The organism is Pseudomonas sp. NPDC090208 (assembly GCF_044746785.1).
Classification (GTDB): Bacteria; Pseudomonadota; Gammaproteobacteria; order Pseudomonadales; family Pseudomonadaceae; genus Aquipseudomonas.
In genome coordinates, this window is record NZ_JBIVCU010000006.1 from 99,469 (window position 1) to 112,206 (window position 12,738).

A 12,738-nucleotide genomic window follows, 5' to 3' on the forward strand; every position below is an offset into this window, starting at 1 on the left:
GCAGCAGCGCCTTGACTCCGCAGTCAAAGCGAGCTGCAAGACATTCCGCTGAAACCCTTGATATTGCAGGCGTTCGCTCGCTTTTTGCGGCCTTGCAACGCTTGGTGGCGATGGCAATCTGCCGCTCTATCTCGGTGCGTGGACGAAAAAGCAGGGCAGTGCTGGTGCGCAAGCACTATTGATGCCTCGCTGTCTCTGGGCCAACAGTGCTCGGGCGATATCGCCTGATCGTCCGGGGTTGCGTGATTCACGCGGGGTTCCCGAGTATCCTGCCTGGCATGTTGATCATCGGCAGCTGCAAGCGGCGCCGGAAACCGTTTTGAAACAGGAGTTGTCGAGTGTTCGTTTTAGACCCGCGTTTGTTACAGGACACTTTGCCAGTCGGCGACTTTCCACTGTGTCGCTTGCTACTGTCGAATGACTCCCAGTACCCCTGGTTCGTTCTGGTGCCCAGACGCGCCGATATAAGTGAGGTATTCCAGTTATCTGCCGACGAGCAGGCGCAGTTGTGGAAGGAAACCACGCTGTTGTCCGGACTTGTGCAGAAACTGTTCAATGCCGACAAAATGAATGTCGCTGCTCTGGGTAATGTCGTGAGCCAGCTGCATATGCATGTGATTGTTCGTCACCGCAGTGATATCGCATGGCCCGCGCCGGTCTGGGGCAAGAGTCCGGCGGTCCCGTATGCTGCCGATCAGGCCCGCGGCATTATCGAAAGGCTGAAAACAGTGCTGGTTGACGATTTCACCTTCGTGGAGCACGGATGAGATGAATATCGACGATCGGGTGACCGAGCTGGAAAGCCGTCTGGCGTTTCAGGACGATACGATCCAGGCGCTCAATGATGTGCTGGTGAGTCAGCAGCGTGCAGTGGAGCATCTGCAGTTGCAGGTGGCGGCACTGATCAAGCGCCAGGCGGAGATGGGTGGGCAATTCGAGTCTGCCGAAGATGAAGCGCCACCGCCGCATTATTGAAAGCCCAAAAAAACCGCGCCATGCAGCGCGGTTTTTTTTGACATCGGGAATCAGCGACGCGGCAATGCCGCAATCACGTCCTCGGCCTGTAGGCCCTTGTCACGGTTCATCACCGAAAACTCTACGCGTTGGCCTTCGACGAGCACGCGATGACCTTCACCGCGAATGGCCCGGAAATGCACGAAAATATCGTCACCGGAGTCGCGGGAGATAAAACCGAAGCCTTTGGAGGTGTTGAACCACTTCACGGTGCCAGTATCGCGCTGGCCCTGTTCGTGGGGTTGCGCGGCAATCGACGGCGACGACTTGTAGAAGCTGACGGCCAGGTGAATGGCGACTGCGATCACGACGGCCAGCAGGCTGACCAGTACGGCAGGCTGACCGGCAATGGTTTCCAGAGGGACGAGCAAGGTCAGGATCTGCAGGACGACTGCCAGGATGAGCAATGCGCTGACCAGATTCTGCAATTGGTGACGCGGGCCTTTGTTCCAGTAAGGGATCACCGGAGCGAGCACGAGGTTGATGAGGCCGAAGAATGCCAGGTAGAGCGCATCCGGTTGAGACAGGTAGGAAGACAGCGCTTCGCTACGCAGGCTGGGTATGAACGAAAGCAGCAGGGCGGCGGCGCCCGTTAGCAGGTGGACTATTTTCAACATTTCGATGACTCACATTAAATGGTTCACAAGGAAATAGCGGGTGACGCTCCGGTACGCTTCTGAAAATAAATGAAGGCGTGATGCACGAATGTCTGGCCCGCCTATGCGCTACAACCTTTCGGCACGTCGGTAGCGACACAACCGTATTTAACCGCAAAGCCCTGAGCTACTCAAATCAAGTGCTTAGGGCGACGATTGACGCCGGATAGTGGCTATTTGTTCCAAATTTCGCATCTTGATCCAGGGCTTGTGCCAGAGCCTTTGCCGACAAATATCAATCGATTTTTCCGTTGGGCGGGAATTTTTCGCGGGTGTAGGGCTCAGTCAAGACGAGTCTTGCTGTAGTGGTATGGCAACCCGGACTTGCTAATACCCATAGATGGCTGCGCAGCTGCCAGGGTCTTGGTAGAGTGGCTGCAGTTATCTGGAAAAAAACCATCATATAAAGAGGGCGAAACATGGCAATCGATATCGGCATCAGCGAAGAGGATCGCAAGTCCATCGTGGACGGTCTTTCCCACCTGCTGGCGGATACCTACGTGCTGTACCTGAAAACCCACAACTTTCACTGGAACGTGACGGGGCCAATGTTTCGTACGCTGCATCTGATGTTCGAAGAGCAGTACAACGAACTGGCACTGGCGGTCGACTCCATTGCCGAGCGTATCCGTGCCCTGGGCTTCCCGGCGCCGGGCACCTATTCGACCTATGCCCGTCTGTCTTCGATCAAGGAAGAAGAAGGCGTGCCGGCGGCAGAAGACATGATCCGTTCGCTGGTGCAGGGGCAGGAGGCCGTAACGCGCACCGCGCGTGGCATTTTTCCGTTGCTGGACAAGGTCAGTGACGAGCCGACTGCAGACCTGTTGACCCAACGTATGCAGGTGCATGAGAAAACCGCATGGATGTTGCGCGCCATGCTCGAAGGCAAGTAATGCCTTCCGGTGAGCGGCACTGTTTGCCGCTCACCGTGTTGATTTTTTTGGTTTTGCGCGGTGCTGAAACGGTTTATCTTGTTCGAAGGTTACATTGTTTATTGAGTTTGATCGGTTTTTGATAGTTGTTGTCTGACTATAAATAAATACATATCTAGCACCATCTTGTTTTCTGGAAAAATCTCTCAGTTCCCATTCTTTTGTCGCTCTTTGAATGTGGTGATGTCCTACATGTTGCAGGTGTTGCTTCTGCTGGATAAGGCCTGGGGAATAGGGCTTGATAGACGCATTGAGTAATTGATTTCAAATGTTTCTATCGTCATGTTCACAACTGTAGCAGGGGGAATGCCATGGGTCAGAATATTGCCCGGGAAAACAGGGAGTTGCATCGATGTATGAATGTTCGCAACGACCCTTTCGTCGAAGACTTCAATATGGAACTGGCGCAGCCACAATCGCGCTCCGTCAGATTGAACGGTCTGGCGACATGTTTGCGCCTGGAAGAGGTGTACTGGAACGTCCTGTCGGAAATCGCTCGATGTAACGACTGCTCGATCAATGCCGTGCTCTCCTATGTCGATCGTGAAGTACACCTGCGTTATGGCGGCGTGAAGAATTTCAGCGGATTGATTCGTGTGGTGTGTGTGGCCCACCTGCTAAAGGCCGACGGCCTGCGGGTAGCCGCCCCCTGATTGTGGAGGGTTCGGGCATCGTTGCGCGGGTAGCGGCAGTCGGTCCGGTGGCGTGGCGAGGGTTTTCCGCATCCGGCAAGTTCTATGCGAGTATTTCCCGGCGCGGCTGCACAGCCTTGATTAACCCTATATAATCCCCCGCCTTACTTGAGGCAGGGGTAGACCAACGGGTTGAACTGCCTGTCAAGGCTCCTGCACCATTGCGCACTGGCGAAGGGCGAGAGCTCCACCGAATTCCGAATGACGAGAAGCGAACACACGATCATGATGCGCAGCCATTATTGCGGCCAACTGAACGAAAGCCTGGAAGGCCAGGAAATTACCCTTTGCGGATGGGTCCATCGCCGCCGTGACCATGGCGGGGTGATTTTCCTCGACATTCGCGATCGTGAAGGTCTGGCCCAGGTGGTCTTCGACCCGGATCGTGCTGATACTTTTGCCATTGCTGACCGTGTTCGCAGCGAATATGTCGTCAAGCTGACCGGCAAGGTGCGTGCGCGTCCGGCAGGTGCGGTCAACCCGAACATGGCGTCCGGCGCCATCGAAGTACTGGGTTACGAACTGGAAGTGCTGAACGAGTCGGAAACTCCACCGTTCCCGCTGAACGAATACTCCGACGTCGGTGAAGAAACCCGCCTGCGCTATCGCTTCATCGACCTGCGTCGTCCGGAAATGGCCGAGAAGCTGCGTCTGCGTTCGCGCATTACCTCCAGCATTCGTGGCTTCCTTGACGGCAACGGCTTCCTTGATGTCGAAACGCCGATCCTGACCCGAGCCACCCCGGAGGGTGCCCGCGACTATCTGGTGCCGAGCCGTACCCACGCTGGCAGCTTCTTCGCCCTGCCTCAGTCGCCGCAACTGTTCAAGCAACTGCTGATGGTCGCCGGCTTCGATCGCTACTACCAGATCGCCAAATGCTTCCGTGACGAAGACCTGCGTGCCGACCGCCAGCCGGAATTCACCCAGATCGACATCGAGACCAGCTTCCTCGATGAGAAAGACATCATGGGTCTCACCGAGAGCATGATTCGCAAGCTGTTCAAGGAAGTCCTGGACCTGGAGTTCGGTGACTTCCCGCACATGACCTTCGAAGAAGCCATGCGCCGTTACGGTTCCGACAAGCCTGACCTGCGCAACCCGCTGGAGCTGGTTGACGTTGCCGATCAGCTCAAGGACGTCGAATTCAAGGTCTTCAGCGGTCCTGCCAATGATCCGAAATGCCGCGTGACTGCATTGCGCGTTCCTGGCGGTGCGAGCATGCCGCGCAGCAAGATCGACGAGTACACCAAGTTCGTCGGCATCTACGGTGCCAAGGGCCTGGCGTACATCAAGGTCAACGAGCGCGCCAAAGGTGTCGAAGGCTTGCAGTCGCCAATCGTCAAGAACATCCCGGAAGCCAATCTGAACGTGATCCTGGATCGCGTCGGTGCGGTCGATGGCGACATCGTGTTCTTCGGTGCCGACAAGTTCAAGGTTGTCAGCGAGGCACTCGGTGCCCTGCGTATCCGTCTGGGTCACGACCTCGAGCTGCTCACCTGTGAGTGGGCGCCGATGTGGGTCGTCGATTTCCCGATGTTCGAAGAGAACGACGATGGCAGCTTCAGTGCGCTGCACCACCCGTTCACCGCGCCGAAGTGCTCCCCGGAGGAACTGGAAGCCAATCCGGCAGGCGCTCTGTCTCGCGCCTACGACATGGTTCTGAACGGCACCGAGCTGGGTGGCGGTTCGATCCGTATCCATCGCAAGGAAATGCAACAGGCGGTATTCCGTCTGCTGGGCATCGCCGAAGACGAGCAGCAGGAGAAGTTCGGCTTCCTGCTTGACGCACTGAAATACGGTGCGCCGCCGCACGGTGGTCTGGCTTTTGGTCTGGATCGTCTGGTCATGCTGATGACTGGCGCCCAGTCGATCCGCGAAGTGATCGCGTTCCCGAAAACCCAGAGCGCTGCGGACGTCATGACCCAGGCTCCTGGCGTGGTCGACGCCAAGGCTCTGCGCGAGCTGCACATCCGCCTGCGCGAAACGCCGAAGGCCGAGTGATGCACCGGGGCAGGGCGTGCCGTTCGCGGTTCGCCCTGAACCCCATGCCTGCATGCAGGTACAGAATCGAGTAAAGCGTCCTCTTTCGCGCCGTCGAACAGAGGGCGTTCGTGTTTCAAGGTTTGGAGCGTGTTATGGCTGGTCATTCCAAGTGGGCGAACATCAAGCACCGCAAAGAGCGTCAGGACGCCAAGAAAGGCAAGATTTTCACCAAGTGGATTCGCGAACTGACCGTTGCTGCCCGTCAGGGTGGTGGTGATCCGAACTCGAACCCGCGTCTGCGCCTGGCCCAGGACAAGGCACTCGGGGCGAACATGAGCCGCGACATCATCGACCGCGCCATTGCCCGTGGTGCCGGGTCGGCCGATGGCGAGGACATGGTCGAACTGGGTTATGAAGGTTACGGCCCGGGCGGCGTCGCGGTCATGGTTGAAGCGATGACCGACAACCGTAACCGGACTGCCGCCGCTGTGCGTCATGCGTTCAGCAAGTGTGGCGGTAACCTCGGTACCGACGGTTCGGTGGCTTACCTGTTCGAGCGCAAGGGGCAGATCTCCTTCGCGGCCGGCGTTGACGAAGACGCGCTCATGGAAGCAGCCATGGAGGCGGATGCCGACGACGTCGTGACCAACGACGACGGCTCCATCGACGTCTTCACCTCGTTTGCCGGTTTCTACGCGGTGCGTAACGCTCTGGAAGCCGCTGGCTTCAAGGCTGCCGATGCGGAAATCGTGATGCAGCCCACCACCAGCGCCGTGCTCGATCTGGACATGGCCGAAAAGGTTCTCAAGCTGATCGACATGCTCGAAGATCTGGATGACGTGCAGAACGTCTATTCCAACGCTGAAATCCCGGATGAGGTGATGGAGCAGCTTGGCTGACCGTCAGTTCTGTCCGGGCACGAGGCCGGAGGTACGAAGCACTGACGTGGTCGGTGCTATCGGCCTCCGGCTTCTGCCTTTATGCTGCGCTCAATTGTGCGCGTGACACATCTCAAGCTGCGGGCGTTATGACTCTTATTTTAGGTATCGACCCCGGTTCGCGAATCACAGGCTTCGGCGTGGTACGTGACACGGGGCGTGGTTGCGAATACGTGGCCTCTGGCTGTATCCGCACCGGCAGCGGTCTGTTGCATGAGCGTCTGCAGATCGTCTATCGCGGCGTGCGTGAAGTGATTCAGACATACGGCCCGGTGACCATGGGCATTGAAAAGGTTTTCATGGCGCGTAACGCCGACTCGGCATTGAAGTTGGGGCAGGCACGCGGGGCGGCCATCGTTGCAGCGGCCGAAGAAAGTCTCGAGATTTCCGAATACACCGCCACCCAGGTCAAGCAGGCAGTGGCCGGCACGGGCGGGGCCAACAAGGATCAGGTGATGATGATGGTCATGCACCTGCTCAAGCTGACTCAGAAGCCGCAGGTGGATGCCTCCGACGCACTGGCGATTGCTTTGTGCCATGCTCATGTCCGTTCCAGTTTGATACCGCATGGCCTGAGCACCGCTCGCAGTCGTGGTGGGCGCTTGCGTCTCTGATAGCATCATTCGCTCATAAAATTTCACTTGCAGCTCACGAGCGTCCTGCAACCATGGCGACCAGGGTTTGCCTGGTTCCTTGCGGTGACGGGTTACTGGAAAGGATCTGATACGTGATTGGACGTTTACGCGGGGCCCTGGCCGAGAAGCAGCCGCCGCACCTGGTACTGGATGTCAATGGCGTGGGGTATGAGGTCGAAGTGCCCATGACCACGCTTTATCGTCTACCCCACGTAGGTGAGACGGTGACCTTGCACACGCATCTGGTGGTGCGTGAAGACGCTCATCTGTTGTTCGGCTTCTATGAGAAGCGTGATCGCGAAATGTTTCGTGAGCTGATCCGTCTCAATGGCGTCGGCCCCAAGCTGGCGCTGGCGCTGATGTCTACGCTGGAAGTCGATGAGTTGGTGCGCTGCGTTCAGGCTCAGGACACCTCCGCCCTGACTCGCGTGCCAGGCGTGGGCAAGAAGACTGCCGAGCGCTTGCTGGTCGAACTCAAGGACCGCTTCAAGGCCTGGGAGGCGTTGCCAGGGACTTTTACCCTGGTTTCCGAAGGACCGGGCGCGCCGTTGCCGGTGGCGACTGCCGAATCCGATGCGGTCAGCGCGCTGATTTCCCTGGGCTACAAGCCGCAGGAAGCCAGCAAGGCGGTAACCGCCATCAAGGACAAGAACTTGAGCAGTGAAGATCTGATTCGCCGTGCACTGAAGGGGATGCTGTAAGTGATCGAAGCCGACCGCCTGATCGCCGCCACTGGCCGTGATCGTGACGAGCAACTGGACCGCGCGATCCGTCCGCTGAGCCTTGCTGACTATATCGGTCAGCCGACGGTGCGCGAGCAGATGGAACTGTTCATTCAGGCCGCCCGTGGCCGCAACGAAGCGCTGGACCACACCTTGATCTTCGGCCCGCCGGGGCTGGGCAAGACTACGCTGGCCAACATCATCGCCCAGGAAATGTCGGTCTCGATCAAAAGCACGTCGGGGCCGGTGCTGGAGCGTCCGGGGGATCTCGCGGCGATCCTGACCAACCTGGAACCCCACGATGTGTTGTTCATCGACGAAATCCACCGCCTGTCGCCGATTGTCGAAGAAGTGCTGTATCCGGCGATGGAAGACTTCCAGCTGGACATCATGATCGGCGAAGGCCCGGCAGCGCGCTCGATCAAGCTCGACCTGCCACCGTTCACCCTGGTCGGCGCCACCACACGCGCCGGCATGCTGACCAATCCACTGCGTGACCGTTTCGGTATCGTGCAGCGTCTTGAGTTCTACAGTACGGCGGATTTGGCCACGATCGTGTCGCGTTCGGCGAGCATTCTTGGCCTGCAGATGGACGATGAGGGCGCATTCGAGATCGCCCGGCGCGCCCGCGGCACGCCGCGTATCGCCAATCGGCTGCTGCGTCGGGTTCGGGACTTCGCAGAAGTGCGCGCCAAGGGCGAGATCAGCAAGGCCATCGCCGATCTGGCGTTGAACCTGCTGGATGTCGACGAGCGCGGTTTCGACCATTCGGACCGCCGTTTGCTGTTGACCATGATCGAGAAGTTCGACGGTGGCCCGGTCGGTGTCGATAACCTTGCAGCGGCCATCAGTGAAGAGCGTCATACCATCGAGGACGTGCTGGAGCCGTATCTGATTCAGCAGGGCTACATGATGCGCACGCCAAGAGGGCGCATGGTGACCCGGCATGCCTATCTGCACTTTGGTCTGAACATTCCGTCGCGGATGGGTGAGCGGCAGCCTGCCGACGAGCCGGATGCCGATGCCGACGAATAAAACCGGGGGCGACCGACCTATTCGGCGTTTTCATGGTCTGAGGGGCTGTCACCGGTATGTGGCGTCGCGCCTGACGTTAAAAACGATCAAAAACAGTTGCCTGGCCGGATTGGCAACCTGAGGAGTAAGCACTAGAGTATGCGCGCGCAAAACGGGGCTCAGTCGTTCGCACATCGCTGTCGCGTTTATTACGAGGACACCGATGCTGGCGGCGTCGTCTATTACGTCAATTACCTGAAATTCATGGAGCGGGCTCGCACCGAACGGTTGCGGGCGCTGGGTTTTTCCCAGGCGACCATGGCGGGTGACGAGAATCTGCTGTTCGTCGTGCACTCCAGCGAGGCGCGTTATCACGTGCCGGCGCGACTGGACGACGAACTGCTGGTCAGTGCCGAGGTTGTGGAATTGAACCGCGCCAGCCTGCGATTCAAACAACAGGTCAGGCGGGCGGCGGATGATGTGCTGCTCTGTGAAGGGCAGTTTTTGGTGGCGTGTGTGCGCGCCGATAGTTTCAAACCCCGGGCCATTCCCGAATCCCTGCGCACGGCCTTTGCCGGCCAGGGTGGCGCGGGTACACATTCAGAGCAGGAGATACAGCGTGGAAGCTAACGTCGTCGACCATACCTCCATGTGGAGTTTGGTCAGCAATGCCAGCGTGGTGGTTCAGTTGGTGATGCTGATCCTGGTGGCTGCCTCGATCACTTCGTGGATCATCATTTTTCAGCGCAGCTCCATGCTGCGTGCCGGGCGTCGGGCACTGGACAGCTTCGAAGAGCGTTTCTGGTCGGGTATCGACCTGTCCAAACTGTACCGTCAGGCGGGCAGCAATCCTGATCCGGACTCCGGGGTCGAACAGATCTTCCGTGCCGGTTTCAAGGAATTCTCCCGCCTGCGCCAACAGCCGGGCGTCGACCCGGACGCGGTGATGGAAGGTGTCGCTCGCGCCATGCGCGTCGCCATCTCTCGTGAGGAAGAGAAACTGGAGCAGAGCCTGCCGTTCCTGGCGACCGTCGGTTCTACCAGTCCGTACGTCGGTCTGTTCGGTACCGTGTGGGGGATCATGAACTCCTTCCGCGGTCTGGCCACTGCTCAGCAGGCCACTCTGGCCACCGTTGCGCCAGGCATCGCCGAGGCACTGATCGCGACCGCCATCGGTCTGTTCGCTGCAATCCCGGCAGTCATTGCCTATAACCGTTTCTCCGCCCGTGGCGAGAACCTGATCGGTCGTTACTACACATTCGCCGACGAGTTCCAGGCGATCCTGCACCGCAAAGTGCACACCAGCGAAGACTAAGCAGGTAAATCCCAATGGCTTTAATCGCTCGCGGCCGACGCAGCAAACGCAAGCCGGTCGCCGAAATGAACGTAGTGCCGTACATCGACGTGATGCTGGTACTGCTGGTCATCTTCATGGTGACTGCGCCAATGATCAACCAGGGCGTGAAAGTCGACCTGCCCAAGGTTTCCAGCGAAGCCTTGCCGCAGGACAACAACAATCAGGTTCTGACCATTTCGATCAAGGCTGACAAGACCTACTACTGGAACCTTGGCAGTGAAGTCGATACCGACAAACAGATGGACAAGGCGATGACCTTGCCGCAACTGACCAGCGCCGTGACCAAGATCATTGCCGCCGGTCGTGAAGCCGGCAAGCAGACCCAGGTGTTCATCCGTGGCGACAAATCCGTCGACTATGGCGCCGTCATGGGCACCATGGGCGGGTTGCAGAAAGCCGGAGTCGGGAACGTTGGTTTGATTACTGAGGCGCCCTGATGCAGCCGATTCGAGAGCCGTCTGCCTCGGAAAGCTACTTCTGGCCCTCGGTCTGGGCCGTGGCCCTGCACGTCCTGATTTTCGGTCTGCTGTTCGTCAGCTTCGCGATGACGCCGGAGCTGCCTGAAGCCAGGCCGATCGTTCAGGCCACGCTTTATCAGTTGAAATCGAAAAGCCAGGCCACCACCCAGACCAACCAGAAGCTTGCTGGCGAGGCAAAGAAATCCGCTGCGCGACAGACAGAAGTCGAGCAGATGGAGCAGAAGAAAGTTGAGCAAGAGGCGATAAAGGCGGCGGAACAAAAGAAAGCCGATGCCGCTCAAAAAGCCGAAGAACAGAAGGCTGAGGAAGCGAAGAAGGCAGAAGAGGCGAAAAAGGCCGACGACGCCAAGAAAGCCGACGACGCCAAGAAAGCCGAAGCCAAAAAAGCGGACGACGCCAAGAAAGCCGCCGAAGAGAAACAATTGGCTGATATAGCCAAGAAGAAAGCTGAAGAAGACGCCAAGAAAAAGGCCGAAGAGGACGCCAAGCGCGCCGCCGCCGAGGAAGCCAAGAAACAGGCTGCCGAGGATGCGAAGAAGCAGGCGGCCGAAGACGCCAAGAAAAAGGCTGCCGAGGACGCGAAGAAGAAAGCGGCCGAGGATGCCAAGAAAAAAGCTGCTGACGACGCGAAGAAGAAAGCTCAGGACGCTGCCCGTAAATCGGCGGAAGAGAAGAAGGCGCAGGCTTTGGCCGATCTGCTTTCCGACAAGCCGGAGCGCCAGCAGGCGCTGGCCGATGAGCGTGGTGACGAAACGGCTGGCAACTTCGACGACCTGATCCGCTCGCGAGCGGCAGAAGGCTGGGCACGCCCACCTTCAGCGCGCAAGGGCATGACGGTCGTGTTGCAGATCAACATGCTGCCGGACGGGACGATCACTTCGGTGAGCGTGTCCAAGTCCAGTGGTGATGGTCCGTTCGACAGTTCGGCGGTAGCGGCAGTCAAAAACATTGGTCGGTTGACCGAGATGCAGGGGTTGAAACCTTCGGATTTCGCGCCTTACCGTTCATTCAAGATGACATTCACACCTGAGGATCTAGCCTTGTGATTAACCTTCTTCGAGGATTGCTTGTCGTTCTTTGTTGTGCAGCGGGTTTCGCCGCTGCCGACGAAAAGAACATTCTGGTCACAAGCGGCAGTGACCGTGCCACGCCTATCGCTGTCGTGCCTTTCGGCCTGCAGGGTGGCAGCGTCTTGCCGGAAGACATGGCGCAGATCATCAGCAATGACCTGCTGAACTCGGGCTACTACTCGCCGATTCCAAAGGAAAACATGATCAGCCAGCCGAGCCAGGCCAGCGAAGTCATTTTCCGTGACTGGAAAGCGCTGGGTGCCCAGTACGTGATGGTCGGCAGCATCGTGCCTGCGGGCGGTCGCCTGCAGGTGCAGTACGCACTGTTCAACGTGGCGACCGAACAGCAAGTGCTGACCGGTAACGTGTCGGGTACGACTGATCAATTGCGTGACATGGCGCACTACATCTCTGACCAGTCGTTCGAGAAGCTGACCGGCATCAAGGGTGCGTTCTCCACTCGCATGTTGTACGTCACCGCCGAGCGTTTCGCTGCCAACAACACGCGTTACACCCTGCAGCGTTCCGACTATGACGGCGCCCGCGCCGTGACCCTGCTGCAATCCCGCGAGCCTATCCTGTCGCCGCGCTTCGCGCCGGACGGCAAGCGCATCGCCTATGTGTCGTTCGAGCAGAAGCGTCCGCGCATCTTCGTTCAGCACATCGACACCGGTCGCCGTGAGCAGATCACCAACTTCGAAGGCCTGAACGGTGCACCTGCCTGGTCGCCGGATGGCACCAAGCTGGCGATGGTGCTGTCGAAAGACGGCAACCCGGAAATCTATGTGATGAACCTGGCTTCGCGTCAATTGACCCGGGTAACCAATGACGCTTCCATCGATACCGAACCTTTCTTCGGTAAAGACGGTTCGACCATTTATTTCACTTCTGATCGTGGCGGCAAACCACAGATCTATAAATCCAGCATTAATGGCGGCGGTGCAGAACGCGTCACTTTTATCGGCAACTACAACGCGGCACCCAAGTTGTCGGCTGATGAAAAGACGTTGGTCATGATTCATCGTCAAGATGGTTTCACCAACTTCAAGGTGGCTGCTCAGGATTTGCAGCGCGGTAGCGTAAAAATCCTTACAGACAGCAACCTTGATGAGTCGCCTACTGTTGCGCCCAACGGCACCATGGTAATCTACGCCACCCGCCAGCAGGGCCGGGGAGTCTTGATGCTCGTGTCCATTAATGGACGCGTAAGGCTCCCGCTTCCTACCGCTCAAGGCGAAGTCAGAGA

General features: G+C 58.2%; 15 protein-coding genes and 1 pseudogene. 14 read left to right on the forward strand and 2 right to left on the reverse strand.

The window, feature by feature from the left end:
• The first annotated feature begins 338 nt into the window (after positions 1–338).
• On the forward strand, positions 339–767 hold the full coding sequence (locus ACIPL0_RS12555) for an HIT family protein (RefSeq protein WP_400596964.1): 429 nt from the start codon (positions 339–341) through the stop codon (positions 765–767).
• 1 nt (position 768) lies between these two features.
• Positions 769–975 carry a SlyX family protein gene (locus ACIPL0_RS12560; protein ID WP_400596965.1) on the forward strand — a complete coding sequence of 69 codons (207 nt, stop codon included), beginning with the start codon at positions 769–771 and terminating at the stop codon, positions 973–975.
• 50 nt (positions 976–1,025) lie between these two features.
• On the opposite strand, the gene ACIPL0_RS12565 is transcribed toward ACIPL0_RS12560, so the two are convergent.
• Positions 1,026–1,268, reverse strand: coding sequence for a cold shock domain-containing protein (locus ACIPL0_RS12565; RefSeq protein ID WP_400597134.1), 243 nt, complete (start codon positions 1,266–1,268; stop codon positions 1,026–1,028).
• 87 nt (positions 1,269–1,355) lie between these two features.
• Positions 1,356–1,631: pseudogene (locus ACIPL0_RS12570) on the reverse strand (cold shock domain-containing protein membrane protein); the annotation flags it as partial.
• 458 nt (positions 1,632–2,089) lie between these two features.
• On the opposite strand from ACIPL0_RS12570, the gene ACIPL0_RS12575 reads away from it, so the two are divergent.
• From ACIPL0_RS12575 to tolB, 12 genes are all read left to right on the forward strand, one after another.
• Positions 2,090–2,563, forward strand: coding sequence for a Dps family protein (locus tag ACIPL0_RS12575; RefSeq protein ID WP_400596966.1), 474 nt, complete (start codon positions 2,090–2,092; stop codon positions 2,561–2,563).
• Positions 2,564–2,913: 350 nt separating this feature from the next.
• Positions 2,914–3,255, forward strand: a complete 342-nt coding sequence (locus ACIPL0_RS12580; RefSeq protein ID WP_400596967.1) for a ribbon-helix-helix domain-containing protein — start codon at positions 2,914–2,916, stop codon at positions 3,253–3,255.
• 264 nt (positions 3,256–3,519) lie between these two features.
• The gene (gene aspS, locus ACIPL0_RS12585; protein ID WP_400597136.1) at positions 3,520–5,295 is read left to right on the forward strand and encodes an aspartate--tRNA ligase; all 1,776 of its coding nucleotides are present in this window, start codon (positions 3,520–3,522) and stop codon (positions 5,293–5,295) included.
• Positions 5,296–5,429: 134 nt separating this feature from the next.
• On the forward strand, positions 5,430–6,176 hold the full coding sequence (locus tag ACIPL0_RS12590) for a YebC/PmpR family DNA-binding transcriptional regulator (RefSeq protein WP_400596968.1): 747 nt from the start codon (positions 5,430–5,432) through the stop codon (positions 6,174–6,176).
• Between the two features lie 128 nt (positions 6,177–6,304).
• A complete protein-coding gene (ruvC, locus tag ACIPL0_RS12595; RefSeq protein ID WP_400596969.1) occupies positions 6,305–6,829 on the forward strand; it encodes a crossover junction endodeoxyribonuclease RuvC in 525 nt (174 codons plus the stop codon).
• Between the two features lie 113 nt (positions 6,830–6,942).
• Entirely contained in the window at positions 6,943–7,551 is a 609-nt protein-coding gene (ruvA, locus tag ACIPL0_RS12600) for a Holliday junction branch migration protein RuvA (RefSeq protein ID WP_400596970.1), read from the forward strand.
• A complete protein-coding gene (ruvB, locus tag ACIPL0_RS12605; RefSeq protein ID WP_400596971.1) occupies positions 7,552–8,607 on the forward strand; it encodes a Holliday junction branch migration DNA helicase RuvB in 1,056 nt (351 codons plus the stop codon). It abuts the gene before it with no gap.
• A gap of 138 nt (positions 8,608–8,745) precedes the next feature.
• A complete protein-coding gene (gene ybgC, locus ACIPL0_RS12610) occupies positions 8,746–9,216 on the forward strand; it encodes a tol-pal system-associated acyl-CoA thioesterase (protein ID WP_400596972.1) in 471 nt (156 codons plus the stop codon).
• Positions 9,206–9,901, forward strand: coding sequence for a protein TolQ (gene tolQ / locus ACIPL0_RS12615; protein WP_400596973.1), 696 nt, complete (start codon positions 9,206–9,208; stop codon positions 9,899–9,901). The genes ybgC and tolQ overlap by 11 nt, the downstream gene beginning before the upstream one ends.
• Before the next feature lie 14 nt (positions 9,902–9,915).
• Positions 9,916–10,380 (forward strand): protein TolR, encoded by a 465-nt coding sequence (gene tolR / locus ACIPL0_RS12620; protein ID WP_400596974.1) that lies wholly within the window; start codon positions 9,916–9,918, stop codon positions 10,378–10,380.
• Entirely contained in the window at positions 10,380–11,468 is a 1,089-nt protein-coding gene (gene tolA / locus ACIPL0_RS12625; RefSeq protein WP_400596975.1) for a cell envelope integrity protein TolA, read from the forward strand. The genes tolR and tolA overlap by 1 nt, the downstream gene beginning before the upstream one ends.
• Positions 11,465–12,738, forward strand: a 1,274-nt coding sequence (tolB, locus tag ACIPL0_RS12630) for a Tol-Pal system beta propeller repeat protein TolB (RefSeq protein ID WP_400731537.1), incomplete at its 3' end; no start/stop codon positions are given. The genes tolA and tolB, both read left to right, overlap by 4 nt.

Coding starts and splice junctions, on each gene's coding strand:
- ACIPL0_RS12590 (WP_400596968.1), top strand. CDS start 5,430: ATGGCTGGTCATTCCAAGTGGGCGAACATCAAGCACCGCAAAGAGCGT.
- ACIPL0_RS12575 (WP_400596966.1), top strand. CDS start 2,090: ATGGCAATCGATATCGGCATCAGCGAAGAGGATCGCAAGTCCATCGTG.
- ruvC (WP_400596969.1), top strand. CDS start 6,305: ATGACTCTTATTTTAGGTATCGACCCCGGTTCGCGAATCACAGGCTTC.
- tolA (WP_400596975.1), top strand. CDS start 10,380: ATGCAGCCGATTCGAGAGCCGTCTGCCTCGGAAAGCTACTTCTGGCCC.
- ACIPL0_RS12560 (WP_400596965.1), top strand. CDS start 769: ATGAATATCGACGATCGGGTGACCGAGCTGGAAAGCCGTCTGGCGTTT.
- ACIPL0_RS12580 (WP_400596967.1), top strand. CDS start 2,914: ATGGGTCAGAATATTGCCCGGGAAAACAGGGAGTTGCATCGATGTATG.
- aspS (WP_400597136.1), top strand. CDS start 3,520: ATGATGCGCAGCCATTATTGCGGCCAACTGAACGAAAGCCTGGAAGGC.
- ybgC (WP_400596972.1), top strand. CDS start 8,746: ATGCGCGCGCAAAACGGGGCTCAGTCGTTCGCACATCGCTGTCGCGTT.
- tolR (WP_400596974.1), top strand. CDS start 9,916: ATGGCTTTAATCGCTCGCGGCCGACGCAGCAAACGCAAGCCGGTCGCC.